The organism is Streptomyces sp. NPDC054975 (assembly GCF_053609105.1).
The window spans coordinates 24,668-46,944 of sequence record NZ_JBSGWV010000018.1 but is presented as its reverse complement, the minus strand read 5'-3'; the positions used below and the strand labels follow the sequence as shown (position 1 = coordinate 46,944).

Sequence of the window (22,277 nt, the reverse complement as noted above, 5' to 3'; positions counted from 1 at the left end):
TGGGGGGCGGGACGACGGCGGTCCCCGCGGGGGACACGGGCCCGGGTCAGGGCCGGTCTCCGCGTCCTGTGGCGTCCTGAGGAGGTCCGGGAGCCGCTCCGTAGTCCCTGACGCCGACAACGACCACTGTGCAGGACGCGTGTTAAGCGGGTGCTGCGCGTACGTGTCGCGCTCGTACCGTTTGCGCGAACGCCCGCTCGGAGAGGCTTCGGGCTACTTCGTGGAGCCCTTCGCCCCGCCGTTCGCGAGGAAGGCGAGCAGGTCCTGACGGCTGACCACACCCGTCGGCTTGCCCTCGACCAGCACGATCGCCGCGTCCGCCGACTCGCCCAGGACGGACATCAGGTCGGCGACCGGCTCGCCGGAGCCGACCTGCGGCAGCGGCGGGCTCATGTGGCGCTCCAGCGGGTCCTCCAGGGAGGCGCGCTGGGTGAACAGGGCGTCGAGGAGTTCGCGCTCGACGACCGAGCCGACGATCTCCGCCGCCATGACGTCCGGGTGACCGGCGCCCGGCTTGACGATCGGCATCTGGGAGACGCCGTACTCCCGCAGCACCTCGATCGCCTGCCCGACCGTCTCCTCCGGGTGCATGTGGACGAGGGAGGGCAGCACGCCCTCCTTGTGCCGCAGGACGTCGGCGACGGTGGCGGAGGAGGTGTCCTCCAGGAAGCCGTAGTCGGCCATCCACTCGTCGTTGAAGATCTTCGAGAGGTACCCGCGGCCGGAGTCCGGGAGCAGCACGACGACGACGTCGTCCGGTCCGAGCTCCCTGGCGACCTCCAGGGCGGCGACGACCGCCATGCCGCAGGAGCCGCCCACGAGGAGGCCCTCCTCCTTGGCGAGGCGGCGGGTCATCTGGAAGGAGTCCTTGTCGGAGACGGCGACGATCCGGTCCGTGACGTTTCGGTCGTACGCGGTCGGCCAGAAGTCCTCGCCGACGCCCTCGACCAGGTACGGGCGGCCGGAGCCGCCGGAGTAGACCGAGCCCTCGGGGTCCGCGCCGACGATGGTGACCTTGCCGGAGCTGACCTCCTTCAGGTACTTGCCGGTGCCGGAGATCGTGCCGCCGGTGCCGACGCCCGCGACGAAGTGGGTGATCTTCCCGTCCGTCTGCTCCCACAGCTCGGGGCCGGTGGTCTCGTAGTGGGAGCGGGGGTTGTTCGGGTTGGAGTACTGGTCCGGCTTCCAGGCACCCGGGGTCTCACGGACGAGCCGGTCGGAGACGTTGTAGTACGAGTCGGGGTGCTCGGGGTCGACGGCGGTGGGGCAGACCACGACCTCGGCACCGTAGGCCCGCAGCACGTTGATCTTGTCCGTGGACACCTTGTCCGGGCAGACGAAGATGCACTTGTAGCCCTTCTGCTGGGCCACGATCGCCAGACCGACTCCGGTGTTGCCGGAGGTGGGCTCGACGATGGTGCCACCGGGCTTGAGCGCGCCGCTCTCCTCCGCCGCCTCGATCATGCGCAGGGCGATGCGGTCCTTGACCGAGCCGCCGGGGTTGAAGTACTCGACCTTGGCCAGGACGGTGGCCTGGATGCCTGCCGTCACGTTGTTGAGCTTCACCAGCGGGGTGTTGCCGACGAGGCTGATCATCGAGTCGTGGAATTGCACCGTAATCTCCGGGGTCTCCGTAATGGTGCGTCCAGCGTATGCGTAGTCGGAGCGGGTTACGGGGCAGTTACTTCCTGAACGGCTTGAAGGAGGTGACTGCCCCTATGTCGAGGGCGAGGGTGGCACGGCGGATCGCGGCGGGCGCGGCGTACGGCGGCGGGAGCATCGGGCTCCTCGGTGTGGCGGCGGTGGGCGTGGTCCTGGCCGAGGTACAGCTGGCGAAGCGGAACGTGGGCGGCGGGGTCGCGCCCCTGCCGCCGGGGGCGGAAGGGCTGTACGGACGCTCCTTCGCGACCTCGGAACCCGGCCAGGTCCCGCTGCGGCTGGCCCTTCTGGGTGATTCCACGGCGGCGGGCCAGGGCGTGCGGCGGGCCGGGCAGACGCCGGGTGCGCTGCTCGCCTCGGGGCTCGCGGCGGTGGCGGAGCGGCCGGTGGTGCTGCGGAACGTGGCACTGCCGGGGGCGCGCTCGGACGATCTGGAGCGCCAGGTCTCTCTGCTGCTGACGGCTCCGACGGGTCCGCCGGACGTCTGCGTGATCATGATCGGCGCGAACGACGTCACGCACCGGATGCCGGCCACGGAGTCGGTGCGGCTGCTCGCGGCGGCGGTGCGGCGGCTGCGGACGGCCGGGGCGGAGGTGGTCGTGGGGACCTGCCCGGATCTGGGGACGATCGAGCCCGTCTACCAGCCGCTGCGGTGGATGGCGCGGCGGGTGTCGCGGCAGCTGGCGGCGGCGCAGACGATCGTGGTCGTGGAGCAGGGCGGGCGGACGGTGTCGCTGGGGGACCTGCTGGGCCCTGAGTTCGCGGCGAACCCCCGGGAGATGTTCGGGGCGGACAACTACCACCCCTCGGCGGAGGGGTACGCGACGGCGGCGATGGCGGTCCTGCCGACGGTGTGCGCGGTGCTCGGCGTGTGGCCGGAGACGGACCGGCTGGAGCCGGACCGCCACGAGGACATGCTGCCGGTGGCGAAGGCGGCGGCGGAGGCGGCCCGGGAGGCCGGCACGGAGGTCACGGGCGCCCGCGCGCCGTGGGCCCTCCTGAAACACCGGCGCCGGCGCCGCCTCCCCGCCGCGGAGACCCCTGCACCCGCTTCCCCGGACGCCGAGGACGCCCGCCACCTGTAGGCGCGCGGCGCCGGAGCACGGGCTCACGGAGCGGACGCGCCCGCCAGGGCGCCGTCCCGTGTGCCCCCCCGTCCCGCCCTGTGGGACGGGGGTACACGGGGGGTGGCTAGGGCGGGCCGGCGCAGGTTACGGCTCACCCACTGAGCGGTCGCTTAGAAAAGAGTCCCGCGTCACACCGTCAAGGCGGTGACCCGTCGCGTACGTACAGGTAACTTCCCGTTCTGTCCGCCCTCTCCGCATCCTCCTGGAGCCGTGATGCCCGAAGCCGTCATCGTCTCGACCGCCCGCTCCCCGATCGGCCGGGCCTTCAAGGGCTCCCTGAAGGAGCTGCGGCCCGACGACCTCACCGCGACGATCATCCAGGCCGCGCTCGCCAAGGTCCCCGAGCTGGACCCGCGCGACATCGACGACCTGATGCTCGGCTGTGGCCTGCCCGGTGGCGAGCAGGGCAACAACCTGGGCCGGATCGTCGCCGTCCAGATGGGGATGGACCACCTCCCGGGCTGCACGGTCACCCGGTACTGCTCCTCCTCCCTGCAGACCTCCCGCATGGCGCTGCACGCCATCAAGGCCGGTGAGGGCGACGTCTTCATCTCGGCCGGTGTCGAGATGGTCTCCCGCTTCGTGAAGGGCAACTCCGACTCCCTGCCCGACACGCACAACCCCTACTTCGCCGACGCCGAGGCCCGCACCGCCGCCGTCGCCGCCTCCGAGGGCTCCACCTGGCACGACCCGCGCGAGGACGGCCTCGTCCCGGACGCGTACATCGCCATGGGCCAGACCGCCGAGAACCTGGCCCGCTGGAAGGGCATCAGCCGCCAGGAGATGGACGAGTTCGGCGTACGGTCCCAGAACCTCGCCGAGCAGGCCATCAAGAACGGCTTCTGGGAGCGCGAGATCACCCCGGTGACGCTCCCCGACGGCACCGTCGTCTCCACCGACGACGGCCCGCGCGCCGGCGTCACCCTGGAGGGCGTGCAGGGCCTCAAGCCCGTCTTCCGCCCCGACGGCCTGGTCACCGCCGGCAACTGCTGCCCGCTCAACGACGGCGCCGCCGCGCTCGTGATCATGTCCGACACCAAGGCCGCCGAGCTGGGCCTGACCCCGCTCGCCCGCATCGTCTCCACCGGCGTCTCGGGCCTCTCCCCCGAGATCATGGGCCTCGGCCCGGTCGAGGCCTCCAAGCAGGCCCTCAAGCGCGCCGGCCTGACCATCGGCGACATCGACCTGGCCGAGATCAACGAGGCCTTCGCCGCCCAGGTCATCCCGTCCTACCAGGACCTCGGCCTGGACCTGGACAAGGTGAACGTCAACGGCGGCGCCATCGCCGTCGGTCACCCCTTCGGCATGACCGGCGCCCGGATCACCGGCACGCTCATCAACAGCCTCCAGTTCCACGACAAGCAGTTCGGTCTGGAGACCATGTGCGTCGGCGGTGGCCAGGGCATGGCCATGGTCATCGAGCGCCTCTCCTAACCCCGTCGCGTCCCAGCCGTGACCGAATCTCCCCCAGGATGTGACCTACGTCCCGGGGGAGACCCATAACCCCAGGTCACAGCAGCAACGGGACTAAACACCTGGCCGAAATACCTGTCCAATTCGTGACGTAATGCACTGACAGGGGGCGCACTCCCACGGCAGGCTGATGTAGGAAGTCGGGGGATCGACTCGGAATCGGGAGTACGTCAGTGAGCGCCATGTCTCTTGCCCTGCTGGTGACCACGGCCGCCGCCACGGTCGTGGGCGCCGCCGCCCTGCGCGCTGCCCACGGTCTCCGTAAGCAGGTCGTCGCCCTGCGTGGCGAACTCGCCGCCTCGCACGGGGTGTCCGTCCCGCACGCCCGCCAGACGCCCGCCTCGGAGATACGCGCCGCGGTCGCCGAGGCGCTGGCCGAGGAGCGCGAGCGCGAGCTCGCCGAGGCGCGTGCCTTCTGGGCGGCCCAGGAGGCCCGGGACGCGGCCGACGCGCCCTCCCTGCTCGGCGGTCTCGGCGGCACGACCGAGGACGGCCCCTTCTACGTTCCGCGCCAGGCCGACTTCGCGGGCCTGGAGGCCATGGCCCTGGAGGCGATGGAGGCCGAGGCCGCCGCGCTCGACGGCGCCGGCGTGGACAGCGTCCTGGAGGAGTTCCCCGAGCTGACCGAGTACGCGGAGGACTCCCCCGAGCTCGCCGCGGCCCGCCGCCGCCACCCCTCGCACCCCGACTTCGTCCCGGTCCAGACGCCGGTCGTCACCGACCACGAGCGCACGGTGTCCCGCCTGGAGGAGCTCGCCGACACGGGCACCGCACTGACCGACGTGCGCCCGGGCCCGCTCGGCACGCTCGACGTGTACGTCTTCGCCGACGGCACCACGCTCTGCATGACCCCCGGACACCGCGAGACCGCGGAGCGCCTCGCCGAGGCCCTGCGCACCGGCCGTACGCCGGTCCTGCTCGGCGGCTCGGGCGTCTCGGGCGCGTACGCCCTGACGTTCTCCTTCGGCGAAGCGGACGACGAGAACGTCTACATCCTCGCCGACCGCGTGATCGCCTCGCTGTAGCCCGGCTCGCATCGCTGAGCCCGGCCTACCCGCTTGGCCCGCCGCAGCCCCAGGGGCCCTCAGGGGCCCCGCTCAGGCCGTCATGGCCCGCCAAAGGGCCGCCAGAGCCCGGCCGGTGGCCGTCATGGGTGCCCATGCCGTCGGCGCCCGCCAGGTGCCGTCAGAGCCCCGAGCGCGCCGCGGACTCCCGTACCAGCCTCACGGCCTCGCCCAGTTCCCGCTCCCAGGGACCGGCCGGGGCCGTTCGCAGTGCCTCGGCGAGATCGGTTCCGGCGACCAGGAGTTGGTCGGCGACGACGAAGACCCCGGCGTCCCGCATGACCGGTCCACCGGAATCCGACTCCCCCTCCAGGCCCTCGATCCGTCGCGACCGGAGCGCCAACTCCCTGGCCAGCGCGAGCCCTTCGGCGGCAGCGCCACGCTGGAGACGGCTCTGCGGGGCCGACCGCAAACGGTCGGCGAACCGCTCGACGGCGGCGGTCAGTTCACTCGTATCAAGCACGCCGCGACCCTACGCGCCGGTCCGGCACTGTTGCCAACGCGCCCACGCTCGGGCACGGTGACGGGAAGGAGCACACGGCAACACGCGTCCGGAGGCGCCGCATGTCCTACGTTTTCTCCGAAGAGACCCACCGCAACCTGCTCGCCCGCATCCCCCACTGCACCGGTCGTGAAGTCTCCGACTGGCTCCGCACCGTCGAGGAAGGCCCCTCCCTCGTCCGCTTCGAGGAGAAGGTCAGCTGGCTCCGGGGCGAGCACGACCTCGCGTACGGCCACGCGAAGGCGATCATCCACGAGTACGACCTCCGCCGGGCGGCCCGCAGGCTGCTCTGACACCACCCGGGTAGAGTGGGAGAACGATGGTTCTCCCATACCGGGGGTGAGCGGACGATGGACACCGAGACCGCCGAGCAGCGGCTCCTGGAAGCCGCGGAGGCGCTGTTCGACGAGCGCGGGGTGCAGGCGGTCGGCATGGACGCCATCCGCACCGCGTCCGGCGTCTCGCTCAAGCGCCTGTACCAGCTCTACCCGTCCAAGGACCATCTGGTCTGGGCGGTCCTCAACCGCCGTGACAGCGCCGTCAGGGAGGCCATCGCCGCCCACGGGGCCACCCACGCCACCACGCCGTACGAGCGCGCCCTCGCGGTCTTCGACTACCTCGGCGACTGGTTCGCCGACCCCGGCTTCCGCGGCTGCGCCTTCATCAACACCTTCGGCGAGATGGGCGGCATCTCCCCGGACGTCGCCGCCATCGCCCGGGGCCACAAGCAGGCCCTGAGGGAGTACTTCGCGGACCAGACCAAGGCGCTCGGCGCCCCCACGGAGCTGGCCGACCAGCTCGCGCTGCTCGCCAACGGCGCCATGGCCGTCGCCGGCATCGAGGGCTCCCCCGAGCCGGCCGCCCGGGCGAAGGACGCGGCACGCGTCCTCCTGGACGCGGCGCTCAGGGCCTAGGCCGGGACCAGACGCGGAAGGGCCCGCCCGGCGGAAGCCGGACGGGCCCTTCGTCACACACGGGTCGTGCGTCAGTCGTCGCCGCCCTGCAGGATCGACAGCAGACGCAGCATCTCCAGGTAGATCCACACCAGGGTCAGGGTGAGGCCGAAGGCCGCCAGCCAGGACTCCTCGCGCGGGGCGCCGTACGTCACGCCGTCCTCGACCTGCTTGAAGTCGAGGGCGAGGAAGCAGGCACCGAGGATGATGCCGATGACACCGAAGAGGATGCCGAGGCCGCCGCTGCGGAAGCCCAGGCCGTCACCGGCGCCGTCGAAGAGCGAGAACAGCGCGTTGACCGCCATCAGCAGGATGAAGCCGATCGCGGCCGCCATCACGAAGCCGTAGAAACGGCGGGTCACACGGATCCAGCGCATCTTGTAGGCGATCAGCACGCCGGCGAAGACCGCCATCGTGCCGAGCACCGCCTGCGCGACCACACCGGGCGAGATGTAGGTCGAGACCGCGGCCGAGATGACGCCGAGGAAGACACCCTCGAACGCCGCGTAGGCCAGGATCAGCGCGGGCGAGGCCTTGCGCTTGAAGGACTGCACCATGGCCAGGACGAAGGCGACCAGGGCGGCGCCGATGGCGATGCCGTAGGACTTGCCGATGTTCGCCTCGTCGACCGGCAGCAGGAACCACGACAGGGCGGCGGTGATCACGACCGTGCCGAGCGTCATGGCCGTACGGCTCACGACGTCGTCGATGGTCATCACATCGCCGCGGGCCTGCTGCGGGGCGCCGAGCTGGGTGTCCTGCGCGTACGGGTTCGTCGCGTAGGGGTTCGTGGTGCCTTCGGCGTACGGGTTGGTTCCGACGGCGGGGCCCCCGGCCTGCGGCTGCTGCGCGTTGAAGCCGGCGTAGCCGTTGTCGCGGCTGAACCCCCGTCGCGAGAAGACCGGGTTGCTGCTCCTCATCTCACTCCTCCATGGCCGCACTGCGCGGCCTTGCGTCAAGAGTAATGCGGAAGCAAAAGAAACTCCCTAGTGCTCGGGGAGGATCTTTCCGAGATCGTTAGAGAGGCCCGGGGGCCGGCACGGCCGTCGACGGGTGAGTTGTGCCCGGAACCGGACTCGAACCGGCACGGCCCGAAGGCCAGCGAGGTTTAAGCTCGCCGTGTCTGCATTCCACCATCCGGGCATGGAGCGCGGCTCCGCGTTGGCACAGGAGCCTATCGGGGCGCGTCCCTCGTTCAGCCGAACGATGGCCCGATGTTGTCTTATTTTATTGACGTCTGAGGGTGCGTCAGCGCAGGTGAGGCCTGTTTCGGCGAACTGTGACGGGGCTCGCGGCCGCAAAGTCCGGCCCACCGGAATGACGGAAAGTCGCCGCACCGGCACCGCCCGGCCGGACCATCCCCCCGGGGGTACCGCGTCTCAGGGATCCCGTCATACCTCAGGAGGAGGGCCGGGCCCGACGGTCCGACTCCAGTCGCCCCCGCGAACGGGCATGTGGACGGACGACCCGTGCCCCAACGTTCGAAACGATGGAGTGGTTCCCGAACATCCCGCAGTGACAGGAGTCCCTCGTGACCACCACCCCCACCGTGTCCCGCGCCACCGCGGTGGCCGCCCGCGCCACGGATCTTTCGAAGGTCTACGGACAGGGCGAGACCCAGGTGGTCGCCCTGGACCGGGTCACCGTGGACTTCCGGCAGGGCGAGTTCACCGCGATCATGGGCCCGTCCGGCTCCGGCAAGTCGACCCTGATGCACTGCGTGGCGGGCCTCGACTCCTTCTCGTCCGGCTCGGTCCGCCTCGGTGAGACCGAGCTCGGCACCCTCAAGGACAAGCAGCTGACCCAGCTGCGCCGGGACAAGATCGGCTTCATCTTCCAGGCCTTCAACCTGCTGCCGACGCTGACGGCGCTGGAGAACATCACGCTGCCGATGGACATCGCGGGCCGCAAGCCCGACAAGCAGTGGGTGGAGAAGGTCATCGACATGATCGGCCTCTCCGGTCGGCTGAGCCACCGCCCCACGCAGCTCTCCGGCGGCCAGCAGCAGCGCGTCGCCGTGGCCCGCGCGCTGGCCTCCCGCCCCGAGATCATCTTCGGCGACGAGCCGACCGGAAACCTGGACTCGCGCTCGGGCGCCGAGGTCCTGGGCTTCCTGCGCAACTCGGTACGCGAGCTGGGCCAGACCGTCGTCATGGTCACCCACGACCCGGTCGCCGCCTCCTACGCGGACCGCGTCATCTTCCTCGCGGACGGCCGGATCGTCGACGAGATGCTCCACCCCACGGCGGACGGCGTCCTCGACCGGATGAAGGCCTTCGACGCCAAGGGCCGCACGAGCTGACGCCCGGGGGCTCCGCCCCGTCCGCGGCCCTTCGACGTTCCGCCCCCGCAGGGGGCGCTCCACTCCAGGACACACACACCATGTTCCGTACCGCCTTGCGCAACGTGCTCGCGCACAAGGCCAGGCTGCTGATGACCGTCCTCGCCGTGATGCTCGGCGTGGCCTTCGTCTCCGGCACCCTGGTCTTCACCGACACCCTCTCCCAGGCCTTCCGCAACCAGTCGGCGAAGAGCTACGACGACGTCGCCGTCGCCGTCAACCTCCACCCGAGCCCGGAGGAGGCCGCCAAGACCCCCGGTCTCTCCCAGGCCGTCATCGACCGCATCGGCACGCTCGACGGCGTCGCCTCCGTCACCGGACGGGTCGACGGCTTCGCCGGCGTCCCCGACAAGAACGGCAAGCTGATCGGCGTCGGCTGGTCCAACAAGGGCACCAACTTCGCCCCCGGCGCCGACGGCAAGGACCGGGCGTACGACTTCACCCAGGGCGCGGGCCCCCTCCAGGACGGGCAGATCGCGCTCGACAAGGACACCGCGGCCAAGGGCGGCTACAAGGTCGGCGACACCGTCCGTGTCGCCACCAACGGGCCGGTGAAGGAGTACACCCTCTCGGGCATCTTCACCACCGACGACGGCGCGGTCAGCGCCGGCGGCAGCCTGGTCCTCTTCGACAAGGCCGTCGCGCAGAAGCAGTACGTGAAGCCGGGCTTCTACCGGGACGCCATCGTCGTCGCCACCCCCGGAACCGACGCCGACAAGCTGCTCGACGAGGTCCTGAAGGTCGTCCCGAAGGCCGCGACCGCCCAGACCGGGCAGGCGCTCGCCGACCAGCAGGCCAAGGACATCGAGGCCGGGCTCGGCGCACTGAAGCAGGTGCTGCTCGGCTTCGCCGGCATCGCCCTCTTCGTCGGTGTCTTCCTGATCGCCAACACCTTCACCATGCTGGTCGCCCAGCGCACCAAGGAGCTCGCGCTGATGCGCGCCGTCGGTGCCTCGCGCAAGCAGATCACCCGCTCCGTCCTCGCCGAGGCCGGTCTGGTGGGCCTGGTGGCCTCCGCCGTCGGCTACGGCCTGGGCATCGCGCTCGCCGTGGGGCTCCGCGCGGGCATGAACGCCTTCGACCTGAAGGTGCCGGGCGGCCCGCTGGTCCTCGGTGCGACCCCGCTGATCGCCGCGCTCGCCGTCGGTGTCCTGATCACCATGTTCGCCGCCTGGCTGCCCGGCCGCCGCGCCGCGAAGATCCCGCCGGTCGCCGCCATGAGCAGCGTCCACGCCGCGGCGACGACCAAGTCCCTGGTGGTCCGCAACTCCATCGGCGCCGCGATCACCGCGCTCGGCGCGGTCCTGATCGTGCTCGGCGCCGGCAAGGGCGGCGACGACGGCCGGATGTTCATCGCGGGCGGTGCGTTCACCACCCTCATCGGTGTGATCGTGCTGATCCCGCTGCTCTCCCGCCCGGTGATCGCCCTGATCCGCCCGCTGTTCGTCGGCGTCTTCGGGGTCTCCGGCAAGCTCGCCGGCCTCAACGCGGTCCGCAACCCGCGCCGTACCGGTGCCACGGCGTCCGCGCTCGCCATCGGTCTGACCCTGGTCACGGGCCTGACCGTGCTCGGTACGACGGTCGGCACGGCCCTGGACAAGATGACGACGGATCAGATCCGCGCCGACTACATGATCACCATGGCCGACGGCGCCGGTGACGGACTGGACGCGACGGCCCTGGAGGCGATCAGGAAGACGCCCGGCGCCACCGCCGTCTCCCCGCAGCAGGCCGGCTGGTTCACGCTCAAGGGCAAGGACGTCTCGGCCTCCGGTGTCACCCCCGGCGACATCGAGAAGCTCATCAAGCTCAACACCCTGAAGGGTTCGCTCGGCACCCTCGGCCAGGGCCGGATCGCGGTCGCCGAGAAGACCGCGACCAAGCAGGGCTGGAAGGTCGGCGACACGCTGCCGATCGAGTTCGGCGACAAGAAGAAGGGGAAGGTGACCGTCGGCGCGATCTTCGAGGACAGCGAGTTCGTCTCGCCGGTCGTCATCGACGCGAAGACCATCACCGCCCACGACCAGAAGCCCTACATCCCGCAGATCTTCGTCTCGATGGACGGCGGCGCCTCGGCCGCCAACGACAAGGCGCTCGCGAAGGCCATGGGCGACAACCCGGCCATCACCGTCATGGACCAGAAGGACATCCGTGACCTGTTCGGCGGCCAGATCAACCTGCTCCTGAACATCATGTACGGGCTGCTGGCGATGGCCCTGATCATCGCGATCCTGGGCGTGGTGAACACCCTGGCCATGTCCGTCTTCGAGCGTCAGCAGGAGATCGGCATGCTGCGGGCGATCGGTCTCGACCGGCGTCGCGTGAAGCGGATGGTCCGTCTGGAGGCCGTCGTCATCTCGCTCTTCGGCGCGGTGGTCGGCATCGGTCTCGGCTCGTTCCTCGGCTGGGCGATCGGCGAGACGTTCAAGAACAGCCTGCCGGGCTACGCCCTGGTCCTGCCCTGGGACCGGATCGCGATCTTCCTGGTCCTGGCCGGACTGGTCGGCGTCCTGGCGTCCCTCTGGCCGGCCCGCAGCGCGGCGAGGCTGAACATGCTGACGGCCATCAAGACCGAGTAGCAGCGCCTCGGAACGAAGGGCCGGACTCCCCCGCGGGAGCCCGGCCCTTCGCCGTACGTGGGCGCCTACCGTCTCTCGTTCCAGACCCGCGGCCGCAGCGGCACGCCCGAGGTCCCGGACTCCGGCGTCTTCACGGCGAGGAACTGGTTGACGCCGATCCGGTTGCGCTCGAAGGAGACCGCCGAGGCGGCCATGTAGAGCCGCCAGATCCGCGCCCGGCCCGGCGAGGTGAGCCGGACGGCCCGGTCCCAGTCGGCCTCCAGGTTGGCCACCCAGCGGCGCAGCGTCAGGGCGTAGTGCTCGCGGATCGCCTCCACGTCACGCACCTCGAAGCCGGCGTTCTCCAGCGTCGTCAGGGTGCGGCCCATCGGGGCGAGTTCGCCGTCGGGGAAGACGTACGCGTCGATGAACGCGTCGACCTCGTAGGCGGCCTCGTCCGGCTCCGGACGGCGGGAGATCTGGTGGTTGAGCAGCCTGCCGCCCGGCCTGAGCAGGGAGTGCAGTATGTCGGCGTACTCGCGGTAGCGGACCTCGCCCACGTGCTCGGCCATGCCGATGGACGAAATCGCGTCGTACGGCCCGTCCTTGACGTCCCGGTAGTCCTGGACGCGGATCTCGATCCGGTCGGTCAGGCCCTCCTCGGCGATCCGCTTGCGGGCGAAGGCGGCCTGCTCGCGGGAGAGGGTGACGCCGACGACCTGCGCGCCGTACTCGCGGGCCGCGTGGATGGCCATGGAGCCCCAGCCGCAGCCGACGTCGAGGAGCCGGTCGCCCTCCTTCAGGTTCAGCTTGCGGGCGATCAGGTCCAGCTTGTCGCGCTGGGCGTCCTCCAGGGTGCCGCCGTCCGTCCAGTACGCGCAGGAGTAGACCATCGAGGGCCCGAGGACGAGGGCGTAGAAGTCGTTGCCCACGTCGTAGTGGTGGCTGATCGCCTGCTTGTCGCGGCGCTTGCTGTGCCGGGAGCCGGTGCGGCGGCGCATCTCCTCGGCAGGCGGCGCGGGCGGCGGGTAGGGCCCGGCCAGCTTCAGCACCGCGGCGGCCGCGGCGCGCAGCTTGGGGTCCCGTACCGCTTCCAGGGCGCTCCTGGTCTCCTCGCCGCGCTCCCAGAGCAGCCCCGCGAGCCGGTCCAGGACCTCGTACAGGTCGCCCTCGACGTCGATCTCACCGGCCACCCAGGCCCGGGCCAGGCCGAGTTCGCCGGGCTTCCAGAGCATCCGGCGCAGGGCGCGGCGGTTGCGGACGATCAGGACCGGGGCGTCCGCCGGGCCGGCTTCGCTGCCGTCCCAGGCTCGCAGCCGCACCGGCAGCGGGGCCCCCAGCAGGTCCTCCGCGAGAGTGGTCAGCCGCAGTGCGGCGTCGGCCATGGTGCACACCTCCGTGATGTCGTGCCCCAGAAATGCTCGTCACCACGTAAACACCCTCCGTAGGGGTTTTTCGTCCCGTAGGCGCGCAACGACTCGGCAAAACACCCGGGCGGACATGCCGAAGGGCCGTCCGCACCACGGATGGCGGACGGCCCTTGCGGGAACAGCGGGGTGGAACTAGGAGGCCTTGGCCTTCTCCTGGCTCGCGGCGGCGGGAGCCGGGGCGGGCTTGGCCGCCTCGTAGAACTCCTCGCGCGGCGTCTCCATCGCACCGAGGGAGACGACCTCACGCTTGAGGAACATCGCGAGGGTCCAGTCGGCGAAGACGCGGATCTTGCGGTTCCAGGTCGGCACGGCCATGCCGTGGTAGCCACGGTGCATGTACCAGGCGAGCCGGCCCTTGAGCTTGATCTTCATCTTGCCCATGACGATCATGGCGACGCCCTTGTGGAGGCCGAGGCCCGCCACCGCACCCTTGTTGGAGTGCGAGTACTCCTTCTGCGGGAAGCCCCGCATGCCGGAGACCACGTTGTCGCCGAGGACCTTCGCCTGACGCAGCGCGTGCTGGGCGTTCGGCGGGCACCAGGCGTTCTCCACGCCGGCCTTGCGGGCGGCGAGGTCCGGGACCTGGGCGTTGTCGCCGGCGGTCCAGATGTAGTCGGTGCCGGTGACCTGGAGGGTCGGCTGGGCGTCCACGTGGCCGCGCGGGCCGAGCGGGAGGCCGAAGCGGGCGAGCGCCGGGTTGGGCTTGACGCCCGCGGTCCACACGATCGTGTTGGAGTCGACCTCGAGGCCGTTCTTCAGCACGACGTGACCGTCGACGCAGGAGTCCATCGACGTCGAGAGGTAGATCTCGACACCGCGGCCCTCGAGGTGCTCCTTGCCCCAGCGGCCCAGCTCCGGGCCGACCTCGGGAAGGATCTTGTCGGCGGCGTCGACCAGGATGAAGCGCATGTCCTCGCGCTTCACGTTGGTGTAGTACTTGGCCGCGTCGCGGGCCATGTCCTCGACCTCGCCGATGGTCTCCGCGCCGGCGAAGCCGCCGCCCACGAAGACGAAGGTCAGCGCCTTGCGGCGGACCTCCTCGTTGGTCGTCGAGTCGGCCTTGTCGAGCTGCTCCAGGACGTGGTTGCGGAGGCCGATGGCCTCCTCCACGCCCTTCATGCCGATGCCCTGCTCGGCCAGGCCGGGGATCGGGAAGGTACGGGAGACCGCGCCCATCGCGATGACCAGGTAGTCGAACGGCAGGTCGTACGCCTCGCCGACGAGCGGCGCGATCGTGGCGACCTTGCGGTCCTGGTCGATGGTGGTGACACGGCCGGTGAGCACCTCGGCTCCGCGCACGACGCGTCGCAGCGGGACGACGACGTGGCGCGGGGAGATGCTGCCTGCGGCGGCTTCGGGGAGGAAGGGCTGGTACGTCATGTACGAGCGCGGGTCGACGACCGTGACGGTCGCTTCCGCGTAACGCATCTTCTTGAGGATGCGTCGAGCTGCGTACAGGCCTACGTACCCACCGCCTACTACGAGGATCCTGGGACGCTCCGTGGTGCTCATGCATCCGAGTATCCACCCCTCCCAGGGGGGTCGCTCGTGCGCCCCTTCACAAGGTTGTGGAGCACCTCTGCTACACTCCGCCGCCCACGTGACCCAGGTCATGGTCGTGCAAAGGAACCACGATGCAGGGGTGAACGTTGTTCACCCCTACTGAACTGGCCCGGAGAGGGTCCGGTAACCCCGAACCACAGGGTGCGTTCACACGATGGAAACATCGAGCGAACAGGGCCCTCGGCCTACGAAAGAGCCCCGACAGGGGCGCTGGAGGCCCAGTTGGCCCTCCACGACCCCCATCAGGGCCCTTTTCCTTGTGAAGAACTTCACGAACTTTCCCGACGCGGTGTCGCAAGGCGTGTCGGGGGGTGTCTGTTATGCCACCGAGAGTGCGATTCCGTCGAGGATGTCGTGCTCGCTGACGACGACCTCGCGGGCCCCGGTCCGTTCCATGATCTCCAGCAGGACGAGCGCCCCGGAGACGATGACGTCGACCCGGCCGGGGTGCATCACGGGGATCGCGGCGCGCTCGTCGTGGGTCGAGGCGAGGAGGGTGTCGACGATCTCCGCGACCTTCTCGTACGGGACACGGGAGTGGTGGATCTGCTCGGAGTCGTACTCCTGGAGCCCCAGCGCGATCGCGGCGACCGTGGTGACCGAGCCGGCGAGCCCGACGAGGGTCTCGGCCTCGCGCAGCGGCACCGTCTCCTCGGCCAGGTCGAGGGCGGCGCGGATGTCGGCGCGGATCGCGGCGACCTCCTCGGCGGCCGGCGGGTCGCTGCGGACATGGCGCTCGGTGAGCCGGACGCACCCGATGTCGACGGAGCGGGCGGCCTCGACGTGCTTGTTGCCGACGACGAACTCGGTGGAGCCGCCGCCGATGTCCACGACGAGGTACTTCTCCGTGCCGTGCAGCTCGCCGGTGGCCCCCGTGAAGGAGAACTCGGCCTCCTGGTCGCCGGTGATCACCTCGGGCTCGACGCCCAGGATCTCCACGACGCCCCGCACGAACTCGTCGCGGTTCTCGGCGTCCCGGGAGGCGGAGGTGGCCACGAACCGCAGCCGCTCGGCGCCCAGTTCCTCGATGACGGCCGCGTAGTCGCGGCACGCGGCGAAGGTCCGCTCCAGCGCCTCGGGCGCCAGGCGGCCGGTCCTGTCGACGCCCTGCCCGAGCCGGACGATCGTCATCCGCCGGTCCAGCTCGATCAGTTCACCGGTCTGCGGGTCCACGTCCGCGACGAGGAGGCGGATGGAGTTCGTACCGCAGTCGATGCCGGCGACCCGGGTCACTTCTCGCCTTCCTTCTCCGCGTCCTTGTCGGCGCACGGGGTGACGCAGGGGCCCTTGGCCCACCACTCCGGCAGCATCGCGAGCGCCTCGTCGCCGAGCGGGTTCACACCCGGGCCCGCGGCCAGCGAGTGGCCGACGAGGACGTGCAGGCACTTGACCCGGTCCGGCATGCCGCCGGCGCTCGGGAAGCCCTCCAGGACCTCGATGGCGTCACGGCGGGCGATGTAGTCCTCGTGCGCGGCCCGGTAGGCGGCGGCCAGTTCCGGGTCGGTGCCCAGCCGGGCCTGCATCTCCTTCATGACCCCGTTCGCCTCCAGCGTGCCGATCGCGGAGGCCGCCCGGGGGCAGGTCAGGTAGTACGTGGTGGGGAACGGGGTGCCGTCCGGGAGCCGCGGCGCGGTCTCGACGACGTCCGGGTTGCCGCAGGGGCAGCGGTGCGCGATGGCGCGCAGCCCCCGGGGCGGGCGGCCGAGCTGGGCCTCGAACGCGGCGATGTCCGCCTCGGTCGGCTCGGTGCGGGCGGTCTGCGGAGGGGGCGTTTCCATCGTTGCGTCTTGTCTTCTCGTCGGGTGGAGGGTGGGGGCGGAGGGCTGGGGGCGGGCTCGTCTAGCGGTCCGAGTCGGCGCGGTCGACGCCGTTCCAGAGGTCGGAGTACCAGGGGCGGTCCGCCTCGCCCTGCTCGGTGCGACGGGCACGCTCGACCTCGGGGTCGTTCACGGTGAAGCCGGTCTCGCCGGGCATCACGTAGTGCAGGTGCTCGCGCGCGAGCCGACGGACGTACGCGGGGTCCTGGAGCCGGGCCTTCTCGTCCCGCAGCTCCTCGACGCGCGCGGCGGCCTCGGCGGCCTGGCGCTCCTGCTCGGCGATCTCGCCGCGCTGGGAGACGTACTGCCGCATGGGGTACGCGAGGGCGACGACCAGCGAGCAGACCACCAGGGCGAGGAAGGCCGCGCGGCCGGTGAGCCGGGAGCGGCGGGCCTGGCGGCGGGTCTGGGAGCGGTAGACGCGGGCGGCGGTCTGCTCACCGAGCAGCTTGATCCTGGTCGCGGTCGAGAACCGGTCCCGGGCCATGTGCGCGCCTCCCCTTTACGTACGTACGTCCCCGCACACGGTACGGGACCGGGTGCGGGGACGTACGGAGGCTGCCTCACGGGGCCGGATGTCAGCCCTTGCTGTGCCTCTTAGTTCGCGGTGCGAAACCGCGGGAACGCGCTACGGCCGGCGTAGACGGCCGCGTCGTCGAGGATCTCCTCGATGCGCAGGAGCTGGTTGTACTTGGCGACGCGCTCGGAGCGGGCCGGGGCGCCGGTCTTGATCTGGCCGCAGTTGGTGGCGACGGCGAGGTCGGCGATGGTGACGTCCTCGGTCTCGCCGGAGCGGTGGGACATCATGCACTTGAAGCCGTTGCGCTGGGCCAGCTCGACGGCGTCCAGGGTCTCGGTCAGCGAACCGATCTGGTTGACCTTGACCAGCAGCGCGTTGGCGGCGCCGTCCTCGATGCCGCGGGCCAGGCGCTCCGGGTTGGTGACGAACAGGTCGTCGCCGACGATCTGGACCTTGGAGCCCAGCTTGTCGGTGAGGACCTTCCAGCCGTCCCAGTCGTCCTCGAACAGCGGGTCCTCGATGGAGACCAGCGGGTACGCGGAGACGAGCTCCTCGTAGTACTCGGTCATCTCGGCGGCCGTGCGGCTCTTGCCCTCGAACTCGTACGAGCCGTCCTTGTAGAACTCGGACGCGGCGACGTCGAGCGCCAGCGCGATGTCCTTGCCCGGGACGTAGCCGGCCTGCTTGATGGCCTCCACGATGAGGTCGAGCGCCTCGCGGTTGGAGTCCAGGTTCGGGGCGAAGCCACCCTCGTCGCCGAGGCCGGTGGACAGGCCCTTGGTCTTCAGGACGGACTTGAGGGTGTGGTAGACCTCGGTGCCCCAGCGCAGGGCCTCGGAGAAGGACTCCGCGCCGATCGGCGCGATCATGAACTCCTGGATGTCCACGTTGGAGTCGGCGTGCGAGCCGCCGTTCAGGATGTTCATCATCGGAACGGGCAGCAGGTGCGCGTTCGGGCCGCCGAGGTAGCGGAAGAGCGGGAGGTCGGAGGCCTCGGACGCGGCGTGCGCGACGGCGAGGGAGACGCCGAGGATGGCGTTGGCGCCGAGGGAGGCCTTGTTGTCCGTGGCGTCCAGGTCGAACATGGCCTGGTCGATGAGGCGCTGCTCGGTGGCGTCGTAGCCGACGAGCTCCGGGCCGATCTGCTCGATCACGGCGAGGACGGCCTTCTCGACGCCCTTGCCCTGGTAGCGGTTCTTGTCTCCGTCACGGAGCTCAATGGCCTCGAACGCACCGGTGGAGGCACCGGACGGAACGGCAGCACGGCCGGTGCTGCCGTCGTCGAGGCCGACCTCGACCTCGACCGTGGGGTTGCCTCGGGAGTCCAGGATTTCCCGGGCTACGACGACGTCGATGGACGGCACGAGCATCTCCTTCTGGGATGTGACGCTAGATGTGACGCTTGCGGTGCAGGGTCGCTTTGGCCTTGCGACAAGAGCCTAACCGGCTCGCGGGCTCCAGCCAGCCGGGCGCCCGCCCCCTGGGACGAAAAAGGACCCAAGGGCACGCATCTGGGGCCAAAGGCCTCGGAACTACTCAGCGGTAACCATGGGGTGCCCCCGCCTCACGGCACCCCGGACGCGCGGAACCCCGGTCCGGAGCGCACGGGGGAGAGGCGCTCCGGACCGGGGTGGTCACCGCGGGAGGGTCGTAGGGCTCGCGTGAGCCGCCGGACTCACGCGAGCCGCCGGGCTCACTTCAGGTGAAGCTGCTGGCCCGGGTAGATCAGGTCGGCGTCCTCGACGACGTCCTTGTTGAGCTCGAAGAGCTTCGCCCAGCCGCCCTTGACGTCGTGCTCGGCGGCGATGGTGCTCAGGGTGTCGCCGGAGACGACCTTGTACTCGCCGTCGCCCTTCTTGACCTTCTTGCCGGTCGGGGTGGTGACGGTCTTCTTGGACTCGGCCTTCGGGGCGGTCCGCTGCTCGCTGCGGGTCGTCGGCTGCTCGGCCTGACGCTCCTGCTTCGGGGCGGCCTGCGCGGCAGGCGCCTCCTCGACGGCACCGGTGTTCGGGGAGGCGGAGGAGAGGCCGACGCCGCAGCTCGGCCAGGCGCCCTTGCCCTGACCGGCGAGGACCTTCTCGGCGATCGCGATCTGCTGCGACTTGGAGGCCTGGTCGGCGGTCGCGGCGTACGCGGTGCCCCCGAAGGCGGCCCAGGTGGAGCTGGAGAACTGCAGGCCGCCGTAGTAGCCGTTGCCGGTGTTGATGGACCAGTTGCCACCGGACTCGCACTGGGCGACCTTGTCCCACTCGGAGACGGTGGCGGCCGAGGCGGTGCCGGCGGTCATCAGCGGGGCGGCGACGGCGACACCGGCGACACCGGCGAGGGCGACGGCGCGGGTGGCCTTGGAGGGACGACGGTGTTTGCCCTTGGCGGAAAACAGCATGGAGATTCTCCTCACCGACGCCTACGAGGTGAGCTGTCGGGTTCGGGCCGATGTGAGTTGCCCGGCCGCGCGACCTAGCGCGCGGCTTCACCCCAAGCCGGTCCGTCGGCCGTCTGTCTCAACGGCCGGGGGCGGCACTTACCTTGGGTCCCCCGCTCCTGCCTACGGCGCTTGACGCGACGACTGTTCCCATCGGCCGACGGCAGGATTCGGCGTTTCGGTCGACGGGGCCCGCGGTGGCGAGCGGTGACGACCGTAGACACAGACCCGGGGGAAGTTCAAAGACGTCCATGGGGGACAAAACGCCCGTACTTGCCCCGGGACAAAGGGCGTTTACGCAGGTGAGAGGTGACGGAAGGAGAGTTTGCGGACGAGACACGCCAGTTGAGACGAAGAGACCCATGTCTCACTTGCACAGAACCGGACATTCATCCCCGAACCGCCCCTACTTCGGGGCCGTCTCCACGGGCGTTCCGATCGTCAGATCGAGGCTCTGGCCAGGGAGGATGAGGTTCGGATCGGCCCCGACGGTCGACCGGTTGGCGTCGTAGAGAGCGCCCCAGCCGCCGGGGAGGTCGTTCCGCTGGGCGATCTCGGTGAGGTTGTCGCCGGGCTTGACGGTGTATGCACCGATAGCATCCTTGATGCCCTCGGAGGGCTTCTTGCCCGCAGTGTCCGCAGTGTCCTCACTACCCGGATTCGCGGCCTTCTCCTCGTCGGTGGCGTCCGCTGCCGGCGTGTCGGTCGGAGCGCCCGTCGGGGTGCCGGTCGAAGTGTCGGTCGGCGAGGCGTGACGGCCCGTTTCGGGCGACTTGTCCGCCGCGGTCGTCTCGCCCGTCTCCTCCGGGGCGGCCTCGCCCCGGTGCTTGCCGGTGCCGGGAGCGGTCGGCGTGACGGAGGGGGAGGGCGTGGAGGGAGTCGGGGTGGTCTCGGGCCCTGCGAGCGCCTCGGGCGGAGCCACGACGTCCGGGAGACCGAGGGTGCGGTTGGACTCCGGGAGCGGACCGATCGGCTCGCTCGGCGTGACCGCGGGGCCGGGGACGACGTCCGGCTTGACGCCGTCGTTGGTCAGCCCGGCGATCGGGGCGCACGTCGCCCACTGCGTGTCACCCGCGGCGAGTGCCTTTTCGGCCACCACGATCTGCTGGGCACGGCTGGCGAGGTCCGCGCTCGGCGCGTACGCCAGACCGCCGTGACGCTCCCAGCTCTCCTGGGTGAACTGCAGCCCGCCGTAGAGCCCGTTGCCGAAGTGGGCGCTCCACTGGCCGCCCGACTCGCACTCGGCGACCCGGTCCCAGGTGGCCGCGTCGGCGGCGGAGGCCGAACCCGCCCCGAGCAGGGGAAGCGCGAGGGCCGAGCCCGTCACGCCTGCGGCGACGACGATGGCGGGGGCCTGGCGGGGTCTGCGGTGTCGTCCGTTCCCGGAGCGCATGCGGAGCTGCCTTTCGCGTGACTGCTGAGGTGACGGTGAACGTAGCGGCATTCGAACGTCAGTCACAAGTCGATGCAGCGGAGATCACGTAAAAGTCACAGTCTTGACGGAGTGTCAGCTCACGCGGAAGGGGAACGAGGGGAGAACTCCACCGGAAGCGTGCGCAATCCACGCATGATGAGCCCGCCGCGCCACCGCAGATCGGCCGGATCCGCACCAAGACGGAGGTCCGGCAGGCGCGTCAGGAGCGTGCCGAGAGCGATCTGCCCTTCGAGCCGGGCGAGCGGGGCGCCGATGCAGTAGTGGATGCCGTGCCCGTAGCCGAGGTGTTGGTTGTCGCGCCGGGACAGGTCGAGCGTGTCCGGTTCGTCGAAGCGCGCCGGGTCGCGGTCGGCGGCGGCGAGCACGACGAGGACCGGGTCGCCCGCCGGGATCTCCTGGCCGCCGATCGTCAGCGGCTCCATGGCGTACCGCCAGGTCGCCAGCTCCACCGGCCCGTCGTAGCGCAGCAGTTCCTCGACACCGGTCTCCAGCAGGTCCCGTTCCCCGGCGGCGAGCGAGGCCTGGAGCCGGCTGCGCTCCCCCGGGTTCCGCAGCAGGGCGTACACCCCGTTCCCGATCAGGTTGACGGTGGTCTCGAAGCCGGCGAAGAGAAGGATGAAGGCCATGGCGGCGGCCTCGTTCTCGGTGAGGTGCTCGCCGTGGTCCGAGGCCTTGATGAGCCCTGAGATCAGGTCGTCGCCGGGGTCGAGCCGCTTGCGGTGGATCAGCTCCGCGAGGTAGCCGCGCATCTTCTTGACCGACCGCGCCACCCCGCCGCGCGGCCCTCCGCCGTGCCGGATCATCATCCCGGCCCAGTCCCGGAAGTCGTCCTGGTCCTCCTCCGGCACCCCGAGCAGGTCGCAGATGGCGTAGATGGGCAGGGGGAAGGCGAACTCGTGGATGAGGTCGGCGGTGCCCTTCGCCGCGAAGGAGTCGATCAGCCGGTCGGTCAGCTCCTGCACCCGGGGCGCGAACTCGGCGACCCGGCGCGGGGTGAACGCCTTCGACACGAGCCGGCGCAGCCGGGTGTGGTCGGGCGGGTCGATGTTGAGCAGATGGGTCATCAGCTCGGCCTTGCGCTCCCCGGGGATCCCCGTCTTCCCCTTGGCGTGCGCCGGCTCGTCGTGGTGCGCCGGGTTCTTCGAGAGCCGCTGGTCGGCGAGGGCCTGCCGGGCGTCCACGTACCGGGTCACCAGCCAGGCCTCGACCCCGCTGGGCAGCTTGGCCCGGTGAACGGGCGCGTGCTCGCGCAGCCAGGCGTAGGCGGGGTACGGATCGGTCGCGAACTCCCAGGTGAAGAGCTCGGGGGCGGGGGGCGTGCTCACCCTGAGACGGTACAAGGTCACGCTGCCGTCGGCCTCCGGGCGGCCCGGTCCGCGAGATGTGATCGTCCTGTGAAGGCGGGTGGCC

At 70.7% G+C, this 22,277-nt stretch carries 19 protein-coding genes, 1 tRNA gene and 1 riboswitch; of the genes, 7 read left to right on the top strand and 13 right to left on the bottom strand.

Annotated features, from left to right (window positions below; translation table 11 throughout):
- Positions 1–213: 213 nt before the first annotated feature.
- On the bottom strand, positions 214–1,614 hold the full coding sequence (locus tag ACWF79_RS18240) for a cystathionine beta-synthase (protein ID WP_453729108.1): 1,401 nt from the start codon (positions 1,612–1,614) through the stop codon (positions 214–216).
- 119 nt (positions 1,615–1,733) lie between these two features.
- Between ACWF79_RS18240 and ACWF79_RS18235 the strand changes: the two genes are divergently transcribed.
- From ACWF79_RS18235 to ACWF79_RS18225, 3 genes are all read left to right on the top strand, one after another.
- Positions 1,734–2,744 carry an SGNH/GDSL hydrolase family protein gene (locus tag ACWF79_RS18235; RefSeq protein ID WP_453729174.1) on the top strand — a complete coding sequence of 337 codons (1,011 nt, stop codon included), beginning with the start codon at positions 1,734–1,736 and terminating at the stop codon, positions 2,742–2,744.
- 255 nt (positions 2,745–2,999) lie between these two features.
- Entirely contained in the window at positions 3,000–4,220 is a 1,221-nt protein-coding gene (locus ACWF79_RS18230; RefSeq protein WP_453729107.1) for an acetyl-CoA C-acetyltransferase, read from the top strand.
- 221 nt (positions 4,221–4,441) lie between these two features.
- Positions 4,442–5,284 (top strand): hypothetical protein, encoded by an 843-nt coding sequence (locus ACWF79_RS18225; RefSeq protein ID WP_453729173.1) that lies wholly within the window; start codon positions 4,442–4,444, stop codon positions 5,282–5,284.
- A gap of 160 nt (positions 5,285–5,444) precedes the next feature.
- Here ACWF79_RS18225 and ACWF79_RS18220 read toward each other — a convergent pair whose 3' ends face one another.
- Complete coding sequence (locus ACWF79_RS18220; protein ID WP_453729106.1) at positions 5,445–5,786, bottom strand: hypothetical protein; 342 nt, start codon at positions 5,784–5,786, stop codon at positions 5,445–5,447.
- A 101-nt stretch (positions 5,787–5,887) separates the two neighbouring features.
- Between ACWF79_RS18220 and ACWF79_RS18215 the strand changes: the two genes are divergently transcribed.
- Both ACWF79_RS18215 and ACWF79_RS18210 read left to right on the top strand, forming a co-directional pair.
- The gene (locus ACWF79_RS18215; RefSeq protein ID WP_453729105.1) at positions 5,888–6,118 is read left to right on the top strand and encodes a DUF4287 domain-containing protein; all 231 of its coding nucleotides are present in this window, start codon (positions 5,888–5,890) and stop codon (positions 6,116–6,118) included.
- 57 nt (positions 6,119–6,175) lie between these two features.
- Entirely contained in the window at positions 6,176–6,739 is a 564-nt protein-coding gene (locus tag ACWF79_RS18210; protein ID WP_453729104.1) for a TetR/AcrR family transcriptional regulator, read from the top strand.
- Positions 6,740–6,810: 71 nt separating this feature from the next.
- Here ACWF79_RS18210 and ACWF79_RS18205 read toward each other — a convergent pair whose 3' ends face one another.
- Entirely contained in the window at positions 6,811–7,698 is an 888-nt protein-coding gene (locus ACWF79_RS18205) for a Bax inhibitor-1/YccA family protein (RefSeq protein ID WP_453729103.1), read from the bottom strand.
- A gap of 141 nt (positions 7,699–7,839) precedes the next feature.
- Positions 7,840–7,921 (bottom strand) — tRNA-Leu (locus ACWF79_RS18200).
- 388 nt (positions 7,922–8,309) lie between these two features.
- Here ACWF79_RS18200 and ACWF79_RS18195 point away from each other — a divergent pair.
- On the top strand, positions 8,310–9,080 hold the full coding sequence (locus ACWF79_RS18195) for an ABC transporter ATP-binding protein (protein WP_453729102.1): 771 nt from the start codon (positions 8,310–8,312) through the stop codon (positions 9,078–9,080).
- Between the two features lie 80 nt (positions 9,081–9,160).
- Positions 9,161–11,698, top strand: a complete 2,538-nt coding sequence (locus ACWF79_RS18190) for an ABC transporter permease (RefSeq protein WP_453729101.1) — start codon at positions 9,161–9,163, stop codon at positions 11,696–11,698.
- A 65-nt stretch (positions 11,699–11,763) separates the two neighbouring features.
- Here the strand turns inward: ACWF79_RS18190 and ACWF79_RS18185 are convergent, their stop codons facing one another.
- The 9 genes from ACWF79_RS18185 to ACWF79_RS18145 all read right to left on the bottom strand — a co-directional run bounded on the left by ACWF79_RS18185 (position 11,764) and on the right by ACWF79_RS18145 (position 22,192).
- Complete coding sequence (locus tag ACWF79_RS18185) at positions 11,764–13,062, bottom strand: class I SAM-dependent methyltransferase (protein ID WP_453729100.1); 1,299 nt, start codon at positions 13,060–13,062, stop codon at positions 11,764–11,766.
- 177 nt (positions 13,063–13,239) lie between these two features.
- Positions 13,240–14,619: an NAD(P)/FAD-dependent oxidoreductase gene (locus tag ACWF79_RS18180; protein ID WP_453729099.1), complete on the bottom strand. Its 1,380-nt coding sequence runs from the start codon at positions 14,617–14,619 to the stop codon at positions 13,240–13,242.
- Positions 14,620–14,988: 369 nt separating this feature from the next.
- Positions 14,989–15,903 (bottom strand): Ppx/GppA phosphatase family protein, encoded by a 915-nt coding sequence (locus ACWF79_RS18175; protein WP_453729098.1) that lies wholly within the window; start codon positions 15,901–15,903, stop codon positions 14,989–14,991.
- Positions 15,900–16,448 carry a DUF501 domain-containing protein gene (locus ACWF79_RS18170; RefSeq protein ID WP_453729097.1) on the bottom strand — a complete coding sequence of 183 codons (549 nt, stop codon included), beginning with the start codon at positions 16,446–16,448 and terminating at the stop codon, positions 15,900–15,902. Before ACWF79_RS18170 ends, ACWF79_RS18175 begins: the two co-directional genes overlap by 4 nt.
- Positions 16,449–16,509: 61 nt before the next feature.
- Entirely contained in the window at positions 16,510–16,974 is a 465-nt protein-coding gene (locus ACWF79_RS18165; protein WP_453729096.1) for an FtsB family cell division protein, read from the bottom strand.
- A 110-nt stretch (positions 16,975–17,084) separates the two neighbouring features.
- Positions 17,085–18,371 (bottom strand): phosphopyruvate hydratase, encoded by a 1,287-nt coding sequence (gene eno, locus ACWF79_RS18160; RefSeq protein WP_453729095.1) that lies wholly within the window; start codon positions 18,369–18,371, stop codon positions 17,085–17,087.
- A gap of 329 nt (positions 18,372–18,700) precedes the next feature.
- Positions 18,701–19,393 (bottom strand): transglycosylase family protein, encoded by a 693-nt coding sequence (locus ACWF79_RS18155; protein WP_453729094.1) that lies wholly within the window; start codon positions 19,391–19,393, stop codon positions 18,701–18,703.
- A 3-nt stretch (positions 19,394–19,396) separates the two neighbouring features.
- Positions 19,397–19,573: riboswitch (cyclic di-AMP (ydaO/yuaA leader) on the bottom strand.
- Between the two features lie 265 nt (positions 19,574–19,838).
- On the bottom strand, positions 19,839–20,825 hold the full coding sequence (locus ACWF79_RS18150; RefSeq protein ID WP_453729093.1) for a transglycosylase family protein: 987 nt from the start codon (positions 20,823–20,825) through the stop codon (positions 19,839–19,841).
- Positions 20,826–20,944: 119 nt separating this feature from the next.
- Positions 20,945–22,192, bottom strand: coding sequence for a cytochrome P450 family protein (locus ACWF79_RS18145; RefSeq protein ID WP_453729092.1), 1,248 nt, complete (start codon positions 22,190–22,192; stop codon positions 20,945–20,947).
- Positions 22,193–22,277: the final 85 nt, after the last annotated feature.

Coding starts and splice junctions, on each gene's coding strand:
- ACWF79_RS18230 (WP_453729107.1), top strand. CDS start 3,000: ATGCCCGAAGCCGTCATCGTCTCGACCGCCCGCTCCCCGATCGGCCGG.
- ACWF79_RS18225 (WP_453729173.1), top strand. CDS start 4,442: ATGTCTCTTGCCCTGCTGGTGACCACGGCCGCCGCCACGGTCGTGGGC.
- ACWF79_RS18215 (WP_453729105.1), top strand. CDS start 5,888: ATGTCCTACGTTTTCTCCGAAGAGACCCACCGCAACCTGCTCGCCCGC.
- ACWF79_RS18210 (WP_453729104.1), top strand. CDS start 6,176: ATGGACACCGAGACCGCCGAGCAGCGGCTCCTGGAAGCCGCGGAGGCG.
- ACWF79_RS18205 (WP_453729103.1), bottom strand. CDS start 7,698: ATGAGGAGCAGCAACCCGGTCTTCTCGCGACGGGGGTTCAGCCGCGAC.
- ACWF79_RS18190 (WP_453729101.1), top strand. CDS start 9,161: ATGTTCCGTACCGCCTTGCGCAACGTGCTCGCGCACAAGGCCAGGCTG.
- ACWF79_RS18185 (WP_453729100.1), bottom strand. CDS start 13,062: ATGGCCGACGCCGCACTGCGGCTGACCACTCTCGCGGAGGACCTGCTG.
- ACWF79_RS18180 (WP_453729099.1), bottom strand. CDS start 14,619: ATGAGCACCACGGAGCGTCCCAGGATCCTCGTAGTAGGCGGTGGGTAC.
- ACWF79_RS18170 (WP_453729097.1), bottom strand. CDS start 16,448: ATGGAAACGCCCCCTCCGCAGACCGCCCGCACCGAGCCGACCGAGGCG.
- ACWF79_RS18165 (WP_453729096.1), bottom strand. CDS start 16,974: ATGGCCCGGGACCGGTTCTCGACCGCGACCAGGATCAAGCTGCTCGGT.
- ACWF79_RS18155 (WP_453729094.1), bottom strand. CDS start 19,393: ATGCTGTTTTCCGCCAAGGGCAAACACCGTCGTCCCTCCAAGGCCACC.
- ACWF79_RS18150 (WP_453729093.1), bottom strand. CDS start 20,825: ATGCGCTCCGGGAACGGACGACACCGCAGACCCCGCCAGGCCCCCGCC.